General features: G+C 70.9%; 12 protein-coding genes and 1 pseudogene. 5 read left to right on the top strand and 8 right to left on the bottom strand.

The window, feature by feature from the left end; translation table 11 throughout:
• Positions 1 to 458: 458 nt before the first annotated feature.
• Positions 459 to 1,862, top strand: a complete 1,404-nt coding sequence (gene chrA / locus IE212_RS05675) for a chromate efflux transporter (RefSeq protein ID WP_190196573.1) — start codon at positions 459 to 461, stop codon at positions 1,860 to 1,862.
• A 306-nt stretch (positions 1,863 to 2,168) separates the two neighbouring features.
• Here chrA and IE212_RS05670 read toward each other — a convergent pair whose 3' ends face one another.
• The 5 genes from IE212_RS05670 to IE212_RS05650 all read right to left on the bottom strand — a co-directional run bounded on the left by IE212_RS05670 (position 2,169) and on the right by IE212_RS05650 (position 9,692).
• On the bottom strand, positions 2,169 to 4,475 hold the full coding sequence (locus IE212_RS05670; protein WP_190196572.1) for a beta-L-arabinofuranosidase domain-containing protein: 2,307 nt from the start codon (positions 4,473 to 4,475) through the stop codon (positions 2,169 to 2,171).
• An 83-nt stretch (positions 4,476 to 4,558) separates the two neighbouring features.
• Entirely contained in the window at positions 4,559 to 5,884 is a 1,326-nt protein-coding gene (locus tag IE212_RS05665) for an L-fuconate dehydratase (protein ID WP_190196571.1), read from the bottom strand.
• A gap of 95 nt (positions 5,885 to 5,979) precedes the next feature.
• Complete coding sequence (locus IE212_RS05660; RefSeq protein ID WP_190196570.1) at positions 5,980 to 7,020, bottom strand: ABC transporter permease; 1,041 nt, start codon at positions 7,018 to 7,020, stop codon at positions 5,980 to 5,982.
• The gene (locus IE212_RS05655) at positions 7,013 to 8,578 is read right to left on the bottom strand and encodes a sugar ABC transporter ATP-binding protein (protein WP_190196569.1); all 1,566 of its coding nucleotides are present in this window, start codon (positions 8,576 to 8,578) and stop codon (positions 7,013 to 7,015) included. Before IE212_RS05655 ends, IE212_RS05660 begins: the two co-directional genes overlap by 8 nt.
• A gap of 46 nt (positions 8,579 to 8,624) precedes the next feature.
• A complete protein-coding gene (locus IE212_RS05650; protein WP_190196568.1) occupies positions 8,625 to 9,692 on the bottom strand; it encodes a sugar ABC transporter substrate-binding protein in 1,068 nt (355 codons plus the stop codon).
• 338 nt (positions 9,693 to 10,030) lie between these two features.
• Here IE212_RS05650 and IE212_RS05645 point away from each other — a divergent pair, with 338 nt between their 5' ends.
• Positions 10,031 to 12,262: an alpha-L-fucosidase gene (locus IE212_RS05645; RefSeq protein ID WP_190196567.1), complete on the top strand. Its 2,232-nt coding sequence runs from the start codon at positions 10,031 to 10,033 to the stop codon at positions 12,260 to 12,262.
• A gap of 254 nt (positions 12,263 to 12,516) precedes the next feature.
• The gene (locus IE212_RS05640; RefSeq protein ID WP_190196566.1) at positions 12,517 to 13,206 is read left to right on the top strand and encodes a FadR/GntR family transcriptional regulator; all 690 of its coding nucleotides are present in this window, start codon (positions 12,517 to 12,519) and stop codon (positions 13,204 to 13,206) included.
• A gap of 230 nt (positions 13,207 to 13,436) precedes the next feature.
• On the opposite strand, the gene IE212_RS05635 is transcribed toward IE212_RS05640, so the two are convergent.
• A complete protein-coding gene (locus IE212_RS05635) occupies positions 13,437 to 14,720 on the bottom strand; it encodes an MFS transporter (RefSeq protein WP_190196565.1) in 1,284 nt (427 codons plus the stop codon).
• A 169-nt stretch (positions 14,721 to 14,889) separates the two neighbouring features.
• On the opposite strand from IE212_RS05635, the gene IE212_RS05630 reads away from it, so the two are divergent.
• Complete coding sequence (locus IE212_RS05630) at positions 14,890 to 16,941, top strand: phosphocholine-specific phospholipase C (protein WP_190196564.1); 2,052 nt, start codon at positions 14,890 to 14,892, stop codon at positions 16,939 to 16,941.
• Between the two features lie 251 nt (positions 16,942 to 17,192).
• Here IE212_RS05630 and IE212_RS05625 read toward each other — a convergent pair whose 3' ends face one another.
• Together IE212_RS05625 and IE212_RS34800 are read right to left on the bottom strand one after the other, a co-directional pair.
• Entirely contained in the window at positions 17,193 to 18,242 is a 1,050-nt protein-coding gene (locus tag IE212_RS05625) for a hypothetical protein (RefSeq protein ID WP_229864086.1), read from the bottom strand.
• 282 nt (positions 18,243 to 18,524) lie between these two features.
• Positions 18,525 to 18,644: pseudogene (locus IE212_RS34800) on the bottom strand (DUF2510 domain-containing protein); the annotation flags it as partial.
• Between the two features lie 391 nt (positions 18,645 to 19,035).
• Between IE212_RS34800 and IE212_RS05615 the strand changes: the two are divergent.
• Complete coding sequence (locus IE212_RS05615) at positions 19,036 to 21,714, top strand: ATP-binding protein (RefSeq protein ID WP_190196563.1); 2,679 nt, start codon at positions 19,036 to 19,038, stop codon at positions 21,712 to 21,714.
• The last annotated feature ends 32 nt before the right edge of the window (positions 21,715 to 21,746 follow it).

Below are 21,746 nucleotides of genomic sequence, written 5' to 3'. Positions count from 1 at the left end.
GCCCGACCGGTACGGGCTGACCGGGCCGGAGGCCCGCGACCCGCGCCGGTTACTCGAAGAACTGCTGCACCACGTCTGGCACGGGCTGCGGCCCGGGCAGCACAAGGCGATCCTCGCGGGCGAAGGGGGCGACCCGGACATCGAGGCGCTCATGTCCACCTCACTCTGGCAGTACGCCGGCACCCGGCCGAACCCGGCGTCGGGGTCGACGAAGCGGCGGATCAGCCAGGCGCGGGCACCGCAGGGACCGGGCTGTCCTGGTCGGTCACGCGGGCAGTCCTGGGCAGCGGTGGTTTCCCGTCGCCCAGAGGGTACGGCGCGGGGCGCGGCTCTGCCGCTGCCGACGGCTGCAACGAACTGTTCATCTTCCCCGGTACCTCGCTCCCTTCCACCTCAGGGAATCGTGAGGTAACCATGGTTGCGCCTCACTGATGCCGCCTGGACGGAGACCTCCGCGGATGACCGCCACCGACCGCCCGGCCTCCGAACCGCCGAGGACCGAGCCCGACCGGGGCGATCTCATACCGTTCCGCGATGCCCTGCGGACCTGGTTCGCCATTTCGCTGCAGACCTTCGGCGGCCCCGCCGGGCAGATCGCCGTGATGCAGCGAACGCTCGTCGAGGAGAAGCGGTGGATCGGCCAGCAGCGCTTCAACCACGCCCTCAGCTACTGCATGCTGCTGCCCGGACCCGAGGCCCAGCAGCTGGCGATCTACACCGGCTGGCTGCTCAACGGCACCCGGGGCGGCCTGGCTGCCGGCACCCTCTTCGTGCTGCCGGGTGTGGTGGCGCTGCTCGCGCTGTCCGCCCTGTACGTCGGCCTCGGTACGACCGCCGCGGTGACCGGGCTGTTCGCCGGGCTCGCTCCGGCCGTTGTCGCCATCGTCGCGCAGGCCGTGTGGCGGGTCGGCCGCCGTTCGCTGACGCACCCCCTGCTGGTGGGTCTCGCGGTGGCCTCCTTCGCGGCGCTGGCCCTGTTCCGGATGCCGTTCCCGGTGGTGATCGTCGTCGCCGGGATGGCCGGATGGCTGATCGCCCGTTGGGCGCCCGCCGTCCTCAAGCCCGCCGCCCACGGTTCCGGCGACGAGGGGCCGGTCCCTCTGATTCCGGACGACGCTCTGCACCACGAGGGCCCGAGCCGCCGCCGTACCGCGCGCATCCTGCTGGCCGGCCTGCTGCTGTGGGCCGTCCCGGTGGCCGTCGTGGCCGTACTGACCGGCACCGGCAGCGTCTTCACCACACAGGGACTGTTCTTCTCCGGCACCGCTCTGGTCACGTTCGGCGGCGCCTACGCCGTCCTCGCCTACGTCGCCCAGCAGGCCGTGCAGACGTACGGCTGGCTGAGCGCCGGCGAGATGGTGCGCGGCCTGGCGCTCGCCGAGACCACGCCGGGGCCGCTGATCATGGTGGTGCAGTTCGTCGCGTTCCTCGGCGCCTACCGGGACCCGGGCTCCCTCGACCCGTGGACGGCCGCACTGCTCGGCGCGTTGCTGACCACCTGGGTCACCTTCGTGCCCTGCTTCCTGTTCATCTTCTTGGGCGCCCCCTACATCGAGCGGTTGCGCGGCGACCGCCATGTCTCCGCTGCCCTCAGCGGCATCACGGCGGCCGTCGTCGGCGTCATCGCCAACCTCGCCCTCTACTTCGCCGAGCACACCCTCTTCACCACCGTCGACAACCGCACCTTCGGGCCGCTGCACCTGGGACTGCCGGATCTCACCACCTTCCGCCCCGTCGCCCTCGGCATCGCGCTGGTCTCCGTCGCCCTGATCTTCCGGCTGCGCTGGAGCGTCCTGCGCACCCTGGGTGTGTGCGCCGGCCTCGGGCTCGCCGCGGCCCTGGCCGGGTTGACCGGGAGCTGATCCGGGCCGGCCTTGGGGCCCTCCTCGGTCGAAGACGCGCCCGTCCGGGGCGTGGTGCCACGTCGGCGGGATCTCGTCGGGCGTGGCGCTGGGACCAGGATGGGCGGCCGTCGCGGAGGATCGCCAGGCCTTGCTGCGGTGCTCCGCGAGCCGCAGCCCGGCGCCACGACCGCGATCACGAACGCGGCGCCGGGCAGAAGCCGGTGAGCGGCGGAGTCCTCGCCCACTCGGCGCTTTCGGTCTCGGTCACCGGGACACCCTGCCGGGGCGGGGCCTGAGCTCTGACCATGTCGCGCGGCTCAGCGCTCAGTTCCTCACGATGCGCCACCGGTTGTCCGCAGTGCCGTCGTCCGAGTCCTGGACCGCGAACGCCCCCACAGCGGTGGAGTTGTTCGCGAGGGCGAGCAACTTGCCGCTGTGCTCGTTGCGGATCTTGTAGGTCCCGTCTCGCTGGTCGAGCAGCGTCCATCTGTGGTCGGCGGTGCCGTTGTCCGACCACTGCAGGACGGTCGCGCCGTCTGCCTTCGACATGTCCAGGACGCCGAGCACCTTGCCGCTGTGGGCGTTGCGGAAGCGGACCGCGTTTCCGTCGGTGATCATTTCCCAGTTGTGGTCGGCGGTGCCCGAGTCGTGCCACTGCAGAGCGCGGCCACCGTCGGCCGTGGACATGTTCTGGATGCCCAGCACGAGACCGCTGCCCGCGTTGGCGAGACGGACGGTGCTACCGGTGTTCCAGTAGACGGTGTAGTTGTGGCCGTGCGCGTCGTGGAAGGGGCCCAGGCCGACGGTGGAGCCGTTGGCTGTGGCGGTGAAGGCGAGCGAACCGCCGCTGGTCCGTGCGATCGAGGAGGTGTCCAGCGACGGCAGGGAGCTGAGCGCCGAGTCGCCGTAGTTGCCGGACAGGACCACCGGGCCGTAGGTGATCGCCGCGACGTTCGGGTTGTCGTTGGCCGCTCGCATGGTGACCCGCATGGGCAGGCGGACGGTGACCGTGTCGCCGGAGGTCCAGGAGCGGGTCAGGGTGGCGTAGCCGCCGGGCGTGGTGGTGATGTCCTGTTGCGTGCCGTTGACGCTGATGGTGGCCCCGGAGGTCCAGCCGGGGACGCGGACGCGCATCGCCCAGGTTCCACTGACGTTGCCGGTGACCTGCAGGGTCGTGGTGTCGCTGACGGGGTACGTCGTGGTCTGGGTGACGGTGATCCCGCGCTCCTGCCAGTTGAGCACCGAGGGCACGAACAGGTTCACGATCAGGGTGTCGTCACTGCGGTAGTAGATGGAGTCCATCAGCCTGGTGTGCATCTCCAGGCCGGTGCCCTGGCAGCACCAGAAGGAGTCGTAGTCGGTGCTCCAGGTGCCGCCGCCCCAAGCGGGGCCCACACCGCGCCGGCCTCCCGGGTTGAGGGGCGTGAAGTAGGTGACGTGGCCGTGGTCGCTCGCCGGGTTCTGCTGGCCGATCATCTGGTTCAGCCATGCCCGCTCGTAGTAGTCGAACAGCGCGGCGCGGTCCGGGTCCAGCGCGAACAGTTCCCTGGTGAGGATGAGCATGTTGAAGGTGTTGCAGCTTTCGCACGTGTCCTTGTTCAGGTAGCCGGCGATGGCGTTCGGGGCGCGGAAGTGCTCCGCCTGGCTGTTGCCGCCGATGGCATAGGTGTGCGAGTCGACGCAGATGTTCCAGGCATTCGTGGCGATGTCCCGGTACCGAGTGGTACCGGTGGCCTTGTACTCCCGGGCGGCCCCGATCCACTTGGGCACCTGTGTGTTGGCGTGCAGTCCGCTGAGCCGGTCCTGGCCGGACGCCAGCGGGTCGAACACCGCGGCGTGGTCGAACCTCCGGGCGACGGCGAGCCACCGCGCGTCGCCCGTCTGCTGGTGGATGTCGGTCAGCACGGCGTTCATGCCGCCGAACTCCGTCTGCAGCATCGCCTGCATCTGCTGGCCGCTCAGCCGGCCGGTGCGCCGGTCGACCCATCCCGCCAGGGCGAGCAGCACGTCCCGGGCCTGTGTGCTGCCGATGTGGCGCCACACGTCCAGCAGGCCGGCAAGGGTCTTGTGGATGGTGTAGTACGGCACGTTCCCGTTGTTCAGGGTCCGCTGCTCGAGAGCGGTGAAGTCGGACTCGGGATAGCCGGAGAGGTACCCGGTGCTGAAACCGGCGGCGCCGTTGTTGGCCTGGCACTTGGCCAACTCCGCGACCATGTGGGTTGCCTTGTCCCGGCAGGTGGTGTCCCCGGTCACGGCGTACAGCTGCGCCCATGCCGTGAGGAAGTGTCCTTGCACATGGGTGCGGAAGGGAAAGGCGGGGGCGTCCCAACCGCCGTTTGCGGCCGCCCCGTTGGTGGACAGCCGGTGGTTGGCGCGGAAGTTGTACAGCAGCCGGTCGACGTCGACGAAACGCAGGTAGTTCCGCGTACGGTTCTGGTTGTCCAGCCAGCGGCTCGCGGTGAGCCGGACCTGGCCGAGTGCGAAGGGGTGTGCGGAGACCCCGATGTCGGCTCTCGCGGGAGGGACGGCCGCGTGGGCGTCGGACGCGCCGACGAGGGATCCGGTGACGGAGCCGGCGGCGGTGGCCCCGGCCAATTGGAGCAGGCGCCGTCTGCTGACGGAGGAAGACATCTTGAACCTTCCGGTGAGGGAGAGTGACTGCGTGGTTCAGCACGAAGGACTGGGCCACGTGCGGACGTCCACGGGCCCGGACGTCAGACACGGGACGTCCAGACGGGCCCGCCGGGATAGGCGTACTCCTTGAGGGATTCGGGGTGCATCTGTGCGCTCAGTCCGGGCAGCGTCGGTGCCAGGTAGTGGCCGTCGGCGATGCGCACCGGGTCGACGAAGTGCTCGTGCAGGTGGTCGACGTACTCGATGACGCGGTCCTCGGTCGTGCCGGAGACCGCGGCGTAGTCGAACATCGACAGGTGCTGGACCATCTCGCACAGGCCGACCCCGCCGGCGTGCGGGCAGACCGGCACCGCGAACTTCGCGGCGAGCAGCAGGATCGCGATGTTCTCGTTGACGCCGCCGACCCGCGCGGAGTCGATCTGCACGATGTCGACCGCGCCGGCCTGGAGGAGCTGCTTGAAGACGACCCGGTTGGCGATGTGCTCGCCGGTGGCGACCTTGATCGGGGCAACGGCCCGGCGGACGGCGGCGTGGCCGAGGATGTCGTCGGGGGAGGTGGGCTCCTCGATCCAGTACGGGGCGAAGGGGGCCAGGGCGCGCATCCAGTCGATCGCCGCCTGGACGTCCCATCTCTGGTTGGCGTCCACCGCGATGCGGATGCCGTCCCCGACAGTCTCGCGGGCGGTGCGCATGCGCCGTACGTCGTCCTGGAGGTCCGCGCCGACCTTCAGCTTGATCTGGGTGAAGCCGTCGGCGACGGCTTCACGGGCGAGACGGGCCAGCTTCTCGTCGGAGTAGCCGAGCCAGCCGGGGGTGGTGGTGTAGGCGGGGTAGCCCCGGTCGAGCAGGCGGCCGATGCGCTGCTCGCGGCCGGGCTCGGCGCGACGCAGGATCTCCAGGGCCTCCTCGGGGGTGAGGGCGTCGGACAGCCAGCGGAAGTCGACCTGCGCGACCAGGTCCTCCGGCGACATCTCGCCGAGGAAACGCCACACGGGCTTGCCGGCCCGCTTGGCGGCCAGATCCCAGGCGGCGTTCACGACGGCTCCGGTGGCCATGTGGATGGCGCCCTTCTCCGGGCCCAGCCAGCGCAGTTGCGGATCGTGGACCAGTGAGCGGGAGAACGCGCCGAGATCACCGCAGACTTCTTCGACGGACAGGCCCACCACGTGTGGGGCGAGGGCCGCGATGGCGGCGGCCTGGACATCGTTGCCGCGGCCGGTGGTGAAGGCCAGGGCATGGCCCTCCAGCCCGTCGCCCGCGTCGGTGCGCAGGACCACGTAGGCCGCGGAGTAGTCGGGCTCGGGGTTCATGGCGTCCGAGCCGTCGAGGTGTTCGGAGGTGGGGAACCGCACGTCCAGGACGTCCAGGGCGGTGATGCGGGCGTCTGCGGGCACGGTGGAGGACATGGCGGCAACTCCTGTGAGCGGCAAGGGGGCATCGGTCCCCTCGCGACGAGACGTGGACGCGGCGGAGGCCGGGCGGCCGGCGACGGCCGCCCGGGTCACTCCTGGACCTTGCCGCCGGTGATGCGGGAGATGGCGAGGGCGACCAGGATGATCAGGCCGTTGAGAGCGCCGATCCACTGAGCGGGGACGCCCGCCAGCGTGAGTACGTTCTGGATCACGAAGAGCAGCAGGATGCCGCAGAACGCGCCGAACATGGTGCCCTTGCCGCCGCCCAGGCTGATCCCGCCGATGACGGCGGCCGCGAAGACGGTGAAGATGTAGCCGTTGCCCTGCGCGGACGCGACGGAGGCCAGGCGTCCGGAGAGCATCAGCCCGGCGAGCGCGGCGAGCACGCTGCCGGTGACGATGACGATCCACAGCACCCGGTCGGTGCGGATGCCCGCCGCCTTCGCCGCGTCGACGTTGCCGCCGATGGCGTACAGCGACCGGCCGAAGCTGGTCCAGCCGAGGACCACGATCGCGACGGCGAACAGCGCCAGGCAGATCCAGATGGACGCGGGCATCCCGAACCACTGTGCGGTGCCGAGGTAGAGCATCGACGACGGCAGCTGGAAGAAGGTCTGGCCCCCGGAGATGCCGGTGAGGACACCACGCAGAACGATCAGCATGCCGAGGGTGACGATGAAGCCGTTGAGCCCGAAGCGGATGATGAGCAGGGCGTTGACCACGCCGACGAGCGCGCCCACGGCGAGGGTGACGGGGATGGCCCAGGCGCCGGGGAGCAGCCCGAGGCCGTGTCCGGCGCCGGTCGGCACCACCAGCCAGGCTGCCACGCCGGGCGCGAGGCCCATGGTGGACTCCAGCGACAGGTCCATCTTCTTCACGATCAGGACCATCGCCTGGGCGAGGACCAGCAGGGCGATCTCGGACATCGTCTGGAGGACGTTGACGAGGTTGTCGGCCTGCAGGAAGACCGGGTTGACGAGCTGCCCGACGATCGCGATGACGACGATCGCGGGGACGAGGGCGAGGTCGCGCAGGCGGGCCAGGGGTATGCGGCCGCCGAGCAGCGCGGTGCGCTTGGGCCGGGGTGCCACGGCCTTGGCGGTCGCGTCCGTGACCACGGTTTCAGGCATGGAGGTCCACTCCTTCCATCGCGGCCACGAGGTCGTGGTCGTGCCAGCCGCGGGCGATCTCCGATGTCACACGGCCCTGGAACATCACCAGGACCCGGTCGCACATGCGCAGGTCGTCGAGTTCGTCGGAGGCGATGAGCACTCCGGCGCCGGTCCGTGCGGTCTCCTCGACCTTGCCGAGGAGGAACTCCTTGGAGCGCACGTCCACGCCCGCGGTCGGGTTGATCAGTACCAGCAGTTTCGGGTCGTCGGCGAGGGCGCGGGCCATGACGACCTTCTGCTGGTTGCCGCCCGACAGAGCGGAGACGGGCAGTCCGGGCCCCGGTGTCTTGATCGCCAGCTTCTCGATCATGCTGCCGGCGAGCCGGTCCCGTCGGTCCCGGCTCAGGAATCCGTTTCTGCCGAGCCTGCGGGGAACGGACAGCGTGGTGTTGTCCGCGACCGACATCTCGGGCACGAGTCCCTGGTGGTGCCGGTCCTGCGGGACGAACCCGGCGCCGGCGGCGAGCGCGGCGGGCACGCTGCCCGGCCGGGGCCGCCGCCCGGCGATCCTCACCTCGCCCGCCGCTGCCGTCCGCAGCCCTACGACGGTCTCGGCGACCTCGGTGCGACCGCTGCCCGCGGCACCCGCCAGTCCGACGATCTCCCCGGCGCCCACCTGGAAGGTGACATCACCGTAGGTGCCGTCACCGCCCAGTGCCCGCACGGACAGTGCGGGCGTGGCGGTGCGGTCCAGGGTGCTCGGCCGCGCCCGCAGCCGGTCGGCCGCCGCCTCGCCGGTCATCGCGGCGACCAGTTCGGTGCGGGGCAGTTCCGCGACCGGGGCGGTCACGATGTGCCGGGCGTCACGGAACACCGTCACCATGTCGCAGATCTCGTAGACCTCCTGGAGGTGGTGGCTGATGAACAGAAAGGTGACGCCCTGGCGCTGCAGGCCGCGGATGCGGTCGAAGAGGCGGTTGATGGCCGACCCGTCGAGCTGGGCGGTGGGTTCGTCGAGGATGATGAACCGGGCGCCGAAGGACAGCGCTCTGGCGATCTCGACGAACTGCCTCTGCTCCACGCTCAGTTCCCCCGCGGGGGTCTGCGGATCGACGTCCACCGACCAGGCCGACAGCAGCTCCTGCGCCCGCCGGCGTACCGCGGGCCAGCTGATGAGCCGGCCGCGGCCGTGGTCGTGCCGGTTCAGGAAGAGGTTCTCGGCGACGGTCAGCGTGGGGATGATCGTCGACTTCTGGTAGACGCAGGCCACGCGCTCCCGCCAGGCGTCGCGGTCCGCCAGTCGTGGTGCGGGGCTGCCCCCGAAGGTCACCGTTCCCTCGTCCGGGGCCTGGAGGCCGGTGAGGACCGACACCAGGGTCGACTTGCCGGCCCCGTTGCGGCCGACGAGCGCGTGGGTCTCGCCGGGCCTGATGGTGATGCGGGCGCCGTTCAGAGCCACCGTCGGACCGAATCGTTTGACCAGGCCCGTCGCCTCGACGACGGGCGTACCCGAGGGAGCCCGTCCGTCGTCCGCCGGGGCGGGCTCGGGAGTGACTGTCCGCTCCCCATCGCTCATCTCAACCGCCCAATCATCGTGAGCCGTTACCTGCCCGGGCCGGGGATCAGCCCAGGTTGTTGCCCCACAGCGACGAGTCGTCGCTCTTGACGCTGGGCACGCCGCCGTAGGTACCTCCGTCAGCGGTGACCAGGGGAGCGGAGAGCTGGTCCTCGAGCAGGCCGTCGCGGACCTGGATGATCGTGCTGTCGTGGTCCGTCTTGCCGGGTTCGAACGTCCTTCCGTCGATCGCGGCCTTGAGGTAGTACAGGGCGTACTTGGCGTAGAGGTCGGCCGGCTGGGAGACCGTGGCGTCGATCTTTCCGGCGGCGATGGACTTGAGCTCTTCGGGGATGCCGTCGTTGGAGACGACGAAGACATGCTTCTTGTCCTTCGGGTCCACCAACAGCCCCTCGCGCTTGAGGACTTGCAGCGTCCCGGACAGGGCGAAGCTGGACTGCATGTAGACGCCCCTGATGTCCGGGTGCTGAGTCAGCCGCGTCTGGAGCTTCTGCGCGGCGACGGCGCCGTCCCAGTTGGTGGCCTCACCGAACACCGTGACATCCGGGTAGTTCTTCTTCACGCAGTCGTTGAACGCCTCCGTGCGGTCACGGCCGTTGATGGAGTCCAGGCCGCCCTGGAGCATGACGACCTTACCCTTGCCGCCGAGCTTGGTGCCGAGGTAGTGGCAGGCCTTCTCGCCGTACGCCCGGTTGTCGGCTCGCACGACCATGTAGACCCGGCCGCTGTCGGGCCGGGTGTCGACGGTGACGACCGGGATCTTCTTCGCCTCCAGCTGCGCGAGCGTCGGGGCGATGGCGGCGGTGTCCTGCGGGGCCATCGCAAGGCCCTTGACGCCCTGGCTGATGAAAGTCTGCGCGTTGGCGGTCAGCTTGGCGACATCGTTCTGGGAGTTGGTGGTCCTCAGGCCGACGCCCAGCTTCCTGGCGAACTCCGGCGTGTACTTGATGTACGAGTTCCAGAAGTCGGTGTCGGAACGCGGGTAGTCGACGCCGACCAGAGGCTCGTCGCCCGACGTGGCCGCGTTGCCGGAGTCCCCGCCGCCGCAGGCGGTGAGCAGCGCCAGTGCGGACAGAGCTGAGGCGGTGGAGCGGAGAGCGGTTCTGAGCTTCATCGGCACTTCCTCGCGCTGGTCCCGGGAGCGGGGAGAGGGCTGTGCAGGGCGACAGTTGCTCTGCCGCCGCATCAGAGAGATGGGATGTATGTATAGGTGGCGGCCTGGAGGTCTGTCTAGGTCTCGGACGAAAGGCTTGAAACAAGACGGGAATTGACCTCTCCGTGACGACCAGGGGTCCACATAGATCCCATCAATCGGTCTCTTCATCCCTGCACGCCCGTTGACATCAGTGCGTCACATGGCCGAGCTTCGTGCCTGACACCCGGCGTTGCAGAACGACGGGCGACGCGTGCCCCCTGGTCCCTTGAATCTCCCCCCACTTCAGGGAAGTGCTCATGTCGAGTTCTCTCAACAGACGCCAGTTCCTGTCCGCCGCCACGTGTACAGCTGCCGCAGCCATCGCCGGCGGCGGCCTCGGGTCCGGCGTCGCACAGGCGGCACCGAGCAGGTACACGCCCGACTGGAACTCGGTCGACCAGCACCCGCCGGCTCCGGAGTGGTTCAAGGACGCGAAGTTCGGGATCTACTTCCACTGGGGCGTCTTCAGCGTCCCCGCCTACGGCAACGAGTGGTACCCGCGCACCATGTACCGGGCCGGCGACAGCGTCAACCAGCACCACATCGCGACCTACGGCCGGCCATCGGCTTGGCCGTACCACAACTTCATCAACGGTGCCCGCGACCTGACGGGCGACTTCGTGAAGTTCGCGCCGAAGCTCAAGTCGGCCGGCGGGAAGTTCGACCCCGACGAGTGGGCACAGCTGTTCGTGGACGCCGGCGCGAGGTTCGCGGGCCCGGTCGCCGAGCACCATGACGGCTTCTCCATGTGGGACAGCCAGGTCAACGAGTGGAACTCGGTGAGCAAGGGCCCCGGGCTGGACCTGCTGGGAATCTTCTCCACGGCGATCCGCGCCAAGGGCCTGAAGCTGCTGGTGGCCATGCACCACGCCTACAACTTCACCGGCTTCTACGAGTTCGCCCCCACTCAGACGGACACCGGCCTCAAGAAGCTCTACGGTCAGCTGGCTCCAGCCGCCGAGAACCAGCTCTGGTTCGACAAACTCAAGGAAGTCATCGACCGCGCCCGCCCCGACATCCTGTGGCAGGACTTCAACCTGGACGCCGTCGACGAGCAACAGCGCCTCGACTTCCTGGCGTACTACTACAACCAGGCCGGCGTCTGGGGGCGTGAGGTCGTCGCCACCTACAAGGACGGCATGCACGGCAAGGGCGAGGTCTTCGACTACGAGCGCGGCGGGCCGGCCGACCTCACCACCCCGTACTGGCTGACCGACGACAGCATCTCCAGCTCCAGCTGGTGCTACACGCGGGGAATCGGCTACTACACCGTCCAGCAGATGCTGCACTCCTTCATCGACCGGGTCAGCAAGAACGGCAACATGCTGCTGAACATCGCGCCGATGGCCGACGGCACGATCCCGCAGGCGCAGAAGGACATCCTCCTCGGTATCGGAGACCACCTGAGGCGCTTCGGCGAGTCGGTGTACTCGACCCGCGCCTGGACCGCGTACGGCGAGGGCCCGACGGCCATGGGCGGCGGCTCGTTCACCACCCCGCACGCGGGCACGCCGCAGGACATCCGCTTCACCCGCGACAAGGCCGGTACGGTCCTGTACGCCACCGTCCTGGGCTGGCCCGGCAGCTCGCTGACGATCAAGACTCTCAGCTCGGACCGGATCAACCTCTCCACGCTGTCCTCGGTGAAGCTCCTCGGCACCACCGCCGGCACCTACATCGACCTGCCCACGCCGACCCAGAACTCCTCCGGCCTCACGGTCACCCTGCCCTCCCCGGCGCCGTACGGCGCGGGCGCCTACGTCCTGAAGCTCACCTTCTCCGGCGCGATCCCCGGCCTGCGGCCGCTCACCGGCGCCGTCGCCTTCACCGACATCGACTACACCGGAAAGGCGGGCGTCTTCACCGTCGGCGACCACACCGCGGCCGACCTGGCCGGGGCCGGACTGGGGGCCGGCACGCTCTCCTCTCTCCGGATGGCCCCCGGTTACCAGGTGGTCGGCTACTCCGGAGACGACTTCACGGGCACCTCCTGGACGTTCACCGCCGAGAACCCCGACCTGCGGGTCTCCGGCAACAACGACCGGATCACCTCGCTGAGGGTCCGGTTCAACCCGGCGACGTACTTCCGGATCACCAACGCCACCAACGGCCTCGCTCTGGACAGCGGGGGCGACGTGGCCTCCGGGTCCAACCTCAAGCAGTGGACGTGGGACGGCAGTTCGAACCTTCAGTGGCAGGCGGAAGCGGTCGCGGGCGGCTACTACAGGCTGGTCAACCGTACGAACGGCATGGTCGCCGACGGCTGGGGCGCCACCACCGACGGCTCTCCGGCCAGACAGGCCCCCTGGAACGGTGGCACCAACCAGCAGTGGAAGATCACCCACCGGGGCGGCGACCGCTACACGATAGCCAACCGCACCACCGGCCTGGTCCTCGACGGCGGCGGCGACGTCGACTCGGGCTCCGTCACCAAGCAGTGGACGTACGGCAGCAGCTCCAACCTGCTGTGGACCTTCACCGCCCAGTGACTCTCGCACCGACAGAGATCGAGCCCCTCGAGCGCCGCGTCGGCACCGGCACGGGCTTCGCCCCGCTCCAGGACGTCACCGGCACCTTCGAGTTCCGCCCCGTCCGGAGCGCCGGCGGACGGGCCCCAGCGCGGTCGCCCGTCCGGCACACGTTGCCGTACCCGCGTCCCAGTATCATCGACGTCACCCTCGGCACGCGGACCCCGGAACGGGTCGGACGTGCTCGAGGGGCACGGTGGGGGAGGTGGTTCGCGGTGTCTCTGACGGACAAGGCCATCGAGCAGATCCGTGAGCTGATCCGGACCGGTGCGCTGTCTCCGGGGTCGAAGCTCCCGCCGGAGCCGGACCTGGCCGCCCAGTTGGGACTGTCGCGCAACCTCGCCCGGGAAGCGGTCAAGGCACTGGCCGTCGCGCGGGTCCTGGAAGTCCGGCGAGGTGACGGCACCTATGTGACCAGCCTGCAGCCGAGCCTGCTCCTGGAAGGGCTGGGCGGTGCGGTGGAGCTGCTGCAGGGCGACTCGGTGGCGCTGCGGGACCTCATGGAGGTGCGGCGGCTCCTCGAACCGATGGCCATGGCCCTTGCCGCCACCCGGATCTCCGAGGAGCAGCTGGCCGAGGTGAAGCGGCACCTGGACGCCATGCGCGAGGCCCGCGACGACGTCGAGCAGCTCAACGCCCACGACGCCGCATTCCACCGCGCCGTCGTCTCGGCCACGGGCAACGAAACCCTCCTCACCCTCTTGGACGGGATCTCCGGCCGCACTCTGCGCGCCCGCATCTGGCGCGGTCTGGTCGACGACAAGGCAGCGGGCCGGACCCTCGCCGAGCACGAGGCGATCTTCAACGCCCTCTCCACTCGTGACGCCGCCCTCAGTCAGGCCGCCGCGCTGCTGCACGTGAGCAACACCGAGCAATGGCTGAGGGAGTACCTGCGCTCGGCGTGAAACGCTCCGCTTGGGGACTGCAACGAGCTTGTGTTCAACGCGTTGATCACCCAGCGCACCGGGTGACGGCGATGGGGACGGGCCCTCTTCCGGGCACGGCCTGGACACGGGTGACGGACAGCCTGACTCAAGCGGGGCGGACGTTCCGCGGCGGCGGACGATCCGGCAGGCAGCGCTCCAGGGAGAGGCCGATGAGCGTTCTCGACCGGATCCTCGCGGGCGGCAGCGCCTCATCGCCGCAGCGGTGCGTGTGCCGTCTCCGGCAACCGCAGGTACACCAGCGACGACAGCAGGCACAGCACCGCGACGTACCACGGGAACAGTCCGGAATGCCCCAGCTCCTTGAACAGGGTGCCGACGTACGGAGCGGTGCCGCCGAACAGCGCGACCGTCAGCGAGTAGGGGAAGCCGATGCCGGCCGCGCGGACCCGGGGCGGGAAGACCTCCGCGTTCACGGCCGCGCTGATCGAGGTGAAGCCGGTCAGCAGCACCATGCCCGCGCAACTCACGAGCAACAGCACGGCGAACGAGTCACGCAGGATGTGCAGCAGGGGCACCGTGAGCAGGGCGAAGCCCAGACCGAAGAAGAGGAGCAGGGGGCGGCGGCCGAAGCGGTCCGAGAGCAGGCCGCCCAGCGGTTGCAGCAGGGCGAAGAAGGCCAGTGAGATCGTGCCCGCGAGCAGTGCGTCCGGCTTCTCGATGCCCGTGTTGAGTTCGGCGTACGTCGGCAGGTACGACGTCCACGTGTAGTAGGCGATGGTGCCGCCCGCCGTGATGCCGCAGATGAGGAGCGACTCGCGGGGGTGCCGGCGCAGCGCCTCGAACAGGCCCGGGCGCGGTGCCCGCTGCTGCTCCGCGCTGCGGGTCTCCTCAGCGCCCCGCCGGATCCAGAAGCCGACCAGGCTCAGCACGGCCCCGAGCGCGAACGGGACCCGCCAGCCCCAGCCGTTCATCTGCCCGTCGCTCAGCGTGTCCACCAGCAGGGTCGCGATGCCGGAGGCGACGAGCTGCCCGACGGTCGTCGACACGTACTGGAAGCTGGAGAACAGCCCGCGCCGGCCGGGGCCCGCCGACTCGACCAGGAACGTCGTCGAGGCCGCGAACTCCCCGCCCACGGACAGGCCCTGCAGCAGCCGGGCGAGGACGAGGATCACCGGCGCGAGCACGCCCGCGGCCGCGTAGGTGGGGGTGAGGCCGACCAGCAGGCTGCTGCCGCCCATCAGCAGGATGGTGACCGTCAGCGCGGCCCGCCGCCCGTGCCGGTCCGCGACCGCGCCCATCAGCAGTCCGCCGACCGGCCGCATGAAGAAGCCCACGGCGAACACCGCGAACGTCGACAGCAGCGGCACCAGCGAGTTGTCCGCGCTCTTCGGGAAGACCTGCGCGGCGATGTAGGTGGCCAGAAACGTGTAGGCGTACCAGTCGTACCACTCCACGGCGTTGCCCACCGAGGCGGCGAGGAGCTGGCGAACGGGCCGTTTCGTCGGCGGGGAAACCGTCTGCGTCTCTGTCACGCCCCTCACCCTCCCCTGCCACGGCCCGGGCACACCTGCCGTACCGGCGACTTTCACACGAGTGTCACGCGCCCCTTCCTTGACGTTTGGTGTCCCTGAAACACTCCTTCCGCGCAGATTCCGTCACGTTCCGGCCATCCCGCACCTCAGGATGAGAGGTCTGTCCTACATGTCCGAAGTCAATCGGCGCCGCTTTCTCCAACTCGCGGGCGCCACAACGGCCTTCAGCGCACTGTCCGCCAGCATTCAGCGGGCGGCCGCGCTTCCGGCGAACCACCGCACCGGGTCGATCGAGGACGTCGAGCACATCGTGGTCCTCATGCAGGAGAACCGTTCCTTCGACCATTACTTCGGCACCCTGAGAGGCGTCCGCGGCTTCGGCGACCCCCGCCCGGTCACCCTCGACAACGGCAAGACCGTCTGGCACCAGGAGAAGGACGGCAAGGAGGTCCTGCCGTTCCACCCGGACGCCGACGACCTCGGCATGCAGTTCCTGGAGGGCCTGCCCCACTCCTGGCCCGACGGCCACCAGGCCTACAACGGCGGCAAGTACGACAGGTGGGTGCCCGCCAAGGGCACCACGACCATGGCGTACCTGACGCGCGAGGACATCCCCTTCCACTACGCCCTCGCCGACGCCTTCACGGTCTGCGACGCCTACCACTGCTCGTTCATCGGCTCCACCGACCCGAACCGCTACTACATGTGGTCGGGCTGCACGGGCAACGACGGCACCGGCGGCGGCCCGGTGCTCGGCAACGACGAACTCGGTTACGGCTGGACGACGTACCCCGAACGCCTGGAGCAGGCCGGCGTCTCCTGGAAGGTCTACCAGGACATCGGCGACGGCCTCGACGCGAAGGGCTCCTGGGGCTGGATCCAGGACGCCTACCGCGGCAACTACGGCGACAACTCGCTGCTCTACTTCAACAAGTACCGGGACGCCCAGCCGGGCGACCCCTGGTACGACAAGGCCCGCACCGGCACGAACGTCAAGGCCGGCGAGGGCTACTTCGACCTGCTGCGCGCCGACGTGAAGGCCGGCAAGCTCCCGCAGATCTCCTGGATCGCCGCCCCCGAGGCCTTCTCCGAGCACTCCAACTGGCCGTCGAACTACGGCGCCTGGTACATCGCCCAGGTCCTGGACGCCCTCACCTCCAACCCGGAGGTGTGGTCGAAGACCGCCCTGTTCATCACCTACGACGAGAACGACGGCTTCTTCGACCACGTCGTGCCGCCGCTGCCGCCGAAGGACGCCTCCCGCGGCCGGTCCACCGTCGACGTCTCCCTCGACCTCTTCCCCGGCGACAGCAAGAACACCGCCGGCCCCTACGGCCTCGGCCCCCGCGTGCCCATGCTGGTCGTCTCACCGTGGAGCAAGGGCGGCTACGTCTGTTCCGAGACCCTCGACCACACCTCGATCCTGCGCTTCATGGAGCGCCGCTTCGGCGTGCGCGAGACCAGCATCTCGCCGTGGCGCCGGGCGGTCTGCGGTGACCTGACGGCCGCGTTCGACTTCTCCCGCAAGGACACGCGTCCCGCGGCGCTGCCCGGCACCGACGGGTACGAACCGCAGGACCGCGAGCGCCACCCCGACTACCGGCCGACCCCGCCGGCCGACCCGCGCATGCCCCGGCAGGAACCCGGCCTGCGCCGCTCCCGGCCGCTGAAGTACGCCCCGCACGTGGACGCCTCGGTCGACGCGGCGGCGGGCAGGCTCACGCTCACCTTCGCCTCCGGGCCGAAGGCGGGCGCCGCCTTCCACGTCACCTCCGGCAACCGCGCCGACGGCCCCTGGATGTACACCACCGAGGCCGGCAAGACACTCTCCGACACCTGGAACTCGGCCTACTCGGCGGGCTCCTACGACCTGACCGTGCACGGCCCGAACGGCTTTGTGCGGGCCTTCAAGGGCTCGAACAGGACGGCCGGCTGCGAGGTCACCGCACGTCACACCGGCGACGACATCGAACTGGTCTTCACCAACGAGGGCTCCGGCGCCGCCCGGCTGAAGCTCTCCGACGGCTACGGCGGCCGGCCCTCGACCATCACCGTCCGCCCGGGCGCCACCGTACGGCGGACGGTCGGACTCGCCGCCAGCCGCCGCTGGTACGACCTGACCGTCACCGCGGAAGGCGACAAGGCGTTCCTGCGGCGCTTCGCCGGCCATGTCGAGAACGGCAGGCCGGGGGTGAGCGACCCGGCGATCATCACCGGCTAGCGGTGGTGAGGTGTCCCGGGTCGTGCGGTCGGGGCGCCCGGGCCGGTCCGGTCGCCGCCGGGCCGGGCTCCAGGGCCAGGACGGCGGTCACCGGGCGGTCGGCGTCCACCGGGTGATCCGTAGAAGTCCTGCTGAGCGGCACCACGTCCCCCTTCCGGGCGCCAGGGTCACCCCGGCGAGCGTGAGCAGCACGCCCGCCGGGGCGGCCCTGGAGGCGACCAGCGACAGACCGGTCGGGCGCTTGTCGCCCGTCAGACGTCCTGGCCGTTGCCGCTGCCCGTCGACACCTTGATGCCCTTGGTGATCTCGTCCAGGACGGCCTCCTTCTGGTCGGCGTCGACGCCGAAGCGGACGACGACCATCTGCCGCGCGTTCGCGGGGGAGGGGAACGCGAGCGACTCCACGATGCCGTCGGCGCCCTTGCTCGTGACGGCCTTCCACCGGACCATGTAGCCCTTCTGCCCGGCCACGGTCACGGCCTTGGCGGCCAGCACGTCGTGCGAGGTGATTCCGCCGTAGGACTTGCCGCCGTAGGACTCCTTGGCGTTCGCCGCGATGTCCGCCTTCGCGACCTCCTCGGCGGTGCCGCCCTTGGTGCCGAGGAGCAGGGCCGGTGCGGAGTAGGCGCCGCCCTTCGTGCACGTCGAGGAGGTGTCGCCGGGGCACTTGTAAGAGTCGTCGGACGTCACCTGCGCGCCGGCCCGTCCCTCCTGGCCGTACCAGCCCTTCGGGATCGGCAGGCTGATGCCGGAGATCGCGTCGGTCACCGAGCCGCTCCTGACCTTCGGCGGCTCCGACTGCTCGGGCGACGGGCTCTGCCCACCGGGCCCACCGGAACCCCCGGATCCACCTGAACCTCCGGACCCCCCGGAGCCGCCGGGCCCCCCGAACGGCCCGCCCGGGCCCCCGGACCCGCCCGGACCGCCCGGCCCCTGCGAGGCCGGCGAACCACCGCGGTCGTCCGTCAGTGCGTACACCCCCACACCGATGCTGGCCAGCACCACGACCGCAGCCGCCACAGCGGCCCCGACCCGCAGCCGCCGCCCGGGGGCGGCCGGAGGTGCGGTGGGGTAGGCGGGGTAGGCGGCATACGCGGGATGCCCGGCGGTCTGCGAGTGCCCGCCGGTGGTCATGTGCCCGGCGCCTGGATGTCCGACGACGCTCGATTGCCCGACCCCGACCGACTGTCCGGCTTCGCCCCATTGCCCGGTCCCGCCCGGTTGCCCGGTGGTGCCTGGTCTCCCGGCCGTCTCCGGCTCTCCGGCAGGGCCGGGATGTCCGACGGTGCCCGATTGTCCGATCTCGCTCGGTTGCCCGGTGTTGCCCGGTTGTCGGTCGGTGTCTGGTTTCCGGACCGTCTCCGGTTCCCCGGCGGAGCCGGGGTGCCCGGCGTTCTCCGGACCGCCCGCCCCGCCTGGTTCCCCGGTCGCGCCGGTGCGCCCGGCACTCTCCGGGCCTCCGGTGCCCGCGCCATGCCCGATCGCTCCCGGGCCGCCGGCAGCCGTCGGCCCCGCGTCAGAAGCCGGATGCCCCGGCTGCGGATCGGCGGACGACGGCGGTGCCGGGGGAGTCCAGGCCGCGGCCGGTTCCGCAGGGCGGATGCGGTCGGTCCAGGCCTTGCCGTCCCACCAGCGCACGGTGGCGGGCCCGTCACTTGTCTGTCCGGGGTCGGGGTACCACCCGGGGGGAGTCTCCTGCGTCATGCCCCCACCGTATGAGGCGTGCGTGAAAGGGGCATGAGAGGAGTCGGCCCGCGGCCGCGGCACCTCAGCGCGGCGGGGCGCCGGCAGCGGGATCGGGAACCTCGCCGCCGTGATCGTCGCGAGCAGCCCTCCGGACGCCTGACTCGTGCCACTCGACGAGATCGCCCACCGAGAGCCTGCGTCCGGCGCACGGCGGCCACGCGGTGAGTCCCCGTTCCCTGAGTGAACGTCACTTGTCTTACAAAGCACCCTCGTTGGCGTGAGGGCGATGGGTGGGGCACCCGGTGTCACCGGCACGGCGACTGGTGCCGGGTCCATCCTCCACTCGGGCATGAGGAGGGCTACGCTCGATGTCTGTACGTCATTCGGGCGACTAGGGGAGGTAGCGAAGATGACGGAGGTACGGCCCACGGCCGCGGCCTCGGCCTCCCTGTGGGAGCGCGACGAGGAAGTCGCCGCCGTGACGCGGGCGCTCGACAGCCTGTGCGCGGACCGCTCCTCGTCCGGCGGGCTGCTGGTCTTCCGGGGCGAGGCGGGACTCGGCAAGACCGCGCTGCTGGCCGAAACCCGCCGCATCGCCGAGGCCCGGGGCTGCACGGTCTGGTCGGCGCGCGGCGGCGAGACCCTCAGGTCGGTCCCTTTCAACGTGGTACGGCAGTTACTGCAACCGGCACTGGTGCCCATGCTGCCCGAGGAGGCGCGCGAGTACCTCGGCGACTGGTACGACATCGCCGGCCCCGCCCTCGGCATCGCGGACCCCGGCGACCGGCAGGCCGACCCGCAGGGCGTCTGCGACGGGCTGGTCGCCGCGGTGCGCCGCCTCTCCCGCCGGGACTGGCCGCTGGTGCTGCTCATCGACGACGTCCACTGGGCCGACCAGGAGACCCTGCACTGGCTCGCGGCGTTCGCCGAGCGGCTCGACGAGACCTCCGTCCTGGTCGTGGTCACCCGCCGCCCGGACGAGGTCCCCGGCGCGAGCGCCCGCCATCTCGCCGCCGTCGCCGCCGCCGCGAACCGGCCCGTCGCCACCCTGAACGCCCTCACCCCGGCCGCCACGGCCGGACTCACCCGCGCCACCCTCGGCGAACACGCCGACGCCGCGTTCTGCCGCGAGGTCTGGGCCGTCACCGCCGGCAACCCCTACGACACCGTCGAACTCCTCGCCAAGGTGCGGGACAGTGAGCTCGAACCGGTCGAGGCCCGGGCCGGGGAACTGCGTGAGCTGAACCGCTCGGCCCGCGGCGGCGGTCTCGTCGCCCGCCTGGAGGAACTCGGCATCGACGCCACACGGTTCGCCTGGGCGGCCGCCATCCTCGGCACCGGCATCTCCATCGACCTGGTCGCCAAGCTCGCCACGCTGCGCCCCGACGACGCCCGACGCTGCGCCGAACTGCTGCGCTCCGCCCGGATCCTCACCGCCCCCGCCGCCGGCCATCGCGGCGACGGCGACCTGGAGTTCGTCCACCCGCTGATCGCCACCGCCGTCTACGACTCCATCCCCGGCGCCCTGCGCACGGCCATGCACGGCATCGCCGCCCGGATCGTCACCGACGAGGGTCACGGCGCCGCGGCCGCCGCCCGCCACTTGCTGCAGGTCCACCCGGACGACGACGAGGAACTCGTGGGGCAACTGCGCGAGGCCGCCCGAGAGCACCTCGCCGTCGGCGCGCCCGACGCGGCCCGCCGCTGCCTGGAGCGGGCCCTGAAGGAACCGCCCCGGCCCGAGTCCCATCCGCACGTCCTGTACGAACTGGCCGAGGCGACTTTCCTGACCGCACCCGCCCGCACCATCAACCATCTGCGGACCGCCCTCGGCATGCCCGGCCTCGACGGCGACCAGCGGGTGGACGCCGTCTTCCGGCTCTCCCAGGCACTGCTGCACAACGACCAACTCGAGGAGGCCGTCCGCACGGTCGAGGCGGAGGCCGCCCGGCTCCCGCCCGGGCCCGCCCGGATGCGGCTGCAGGCCGTGCACTTCATGTGGGAGGGCATACACGCCGGCGAGGCCGCCTCCCCCGACCGTTCCCGTCGGCTCGCCGACCTCGCCGCCACCTGCACCGGCCGGGACAACTCCGAACGCGCCCTGCTCATCCTGCGGGGCTTCGACGCCCTGATGCACGGCGAGAACGCCGAGGAGGTCACCGAGGCGTGCGACCGCGCCCTCGTCAACGGCCGCCTCGCCCCCGGGCTCGGCTGGACCGACACCGAGTGGGGCATCGAACTGCTGCTGATGCTGGCCAACGCGTACGGGTTCACCGACCGCCTCGACCGTGCCGAGTCCCTCTACAACGAAGCCCTGCGCGCCTACGAGACCGCCGGCTGGAGCGGCGGCCACCTCGCCCTGGCCCACGCCTACGTGGGGCTCGGCCACCGCAGGCGGGGCCGCCTGCGGGAGGCGGAGGCGTCCCTGCGCGAGTCGCTGCGCCTCGCCGAGCGCGTCGGCCGCGGCCTGCCCCTGTACTGGACCGCGACCTGCAACCTCGTCGACACGCTGCTCGCCCGCGGCCGTGTGGAGGAGGCCTGGGAGGTCGCCGAACGGCACGGTTTCGCCCCGCCCTACCCGTCCACCATCGTCCTGCCCGACCCTCGCTCGGTCCGCGGCCGGCTGCTGCTCGCCGTGGGCCGCACCAAGGACGGCGTCAACGAACTGGAGGCCGCCGAGAAGGCCGCGGCGGCGCGCGGCCACCACAATCCCGTACTCGTGCCCTGGGCCGCCGATCTGGCCCGGGCCCTCAGTACCGAGGACCCGGCCCGCGCAGCCCGGCTCGCCGTCGACGTCCGCCGCCGGGCCGAGCGCTTCGGCACGGACACCGCCATCGGCGAGGCCCTGCGCTGCGCCGCCGCCCTGGAGACCGGCCAGCGCGCGGTCCGGCTCGCCGCCCAGGCCGTCACCTATCTGGAGGCCTCACCCTGCCAGTACGAACACGCGGCGGCCCGTATCGAGTACGGCATCGCGGCCCGCTCGGTGCCCGACCTCGAGCGAGGCCTGGACCTGGCGGTCTCGTGCGGCGCGGACGGCCTCGCGGCGCGGGCCCGGGCCGAACTCGACACGGGTGTGGGGCTGCGCTGAGCACGGCCCGGCCGCCCCTGCCCGTGTCCGTG

This window comes from Streptomyces djakartensis (assembly GCF_014651075.1).
GTDB classification, from domain to species: Bacteria; Actinomycetota; Actinomycetes; order Streptomycetales; family Streptomycetaceae; genus Streptomyces; species Streptomyces djakartensis.
Note: the sequence above shows the minus strand (reverse complement) of the source record. Positions and strands in the feature narration are given on the sequence as shown.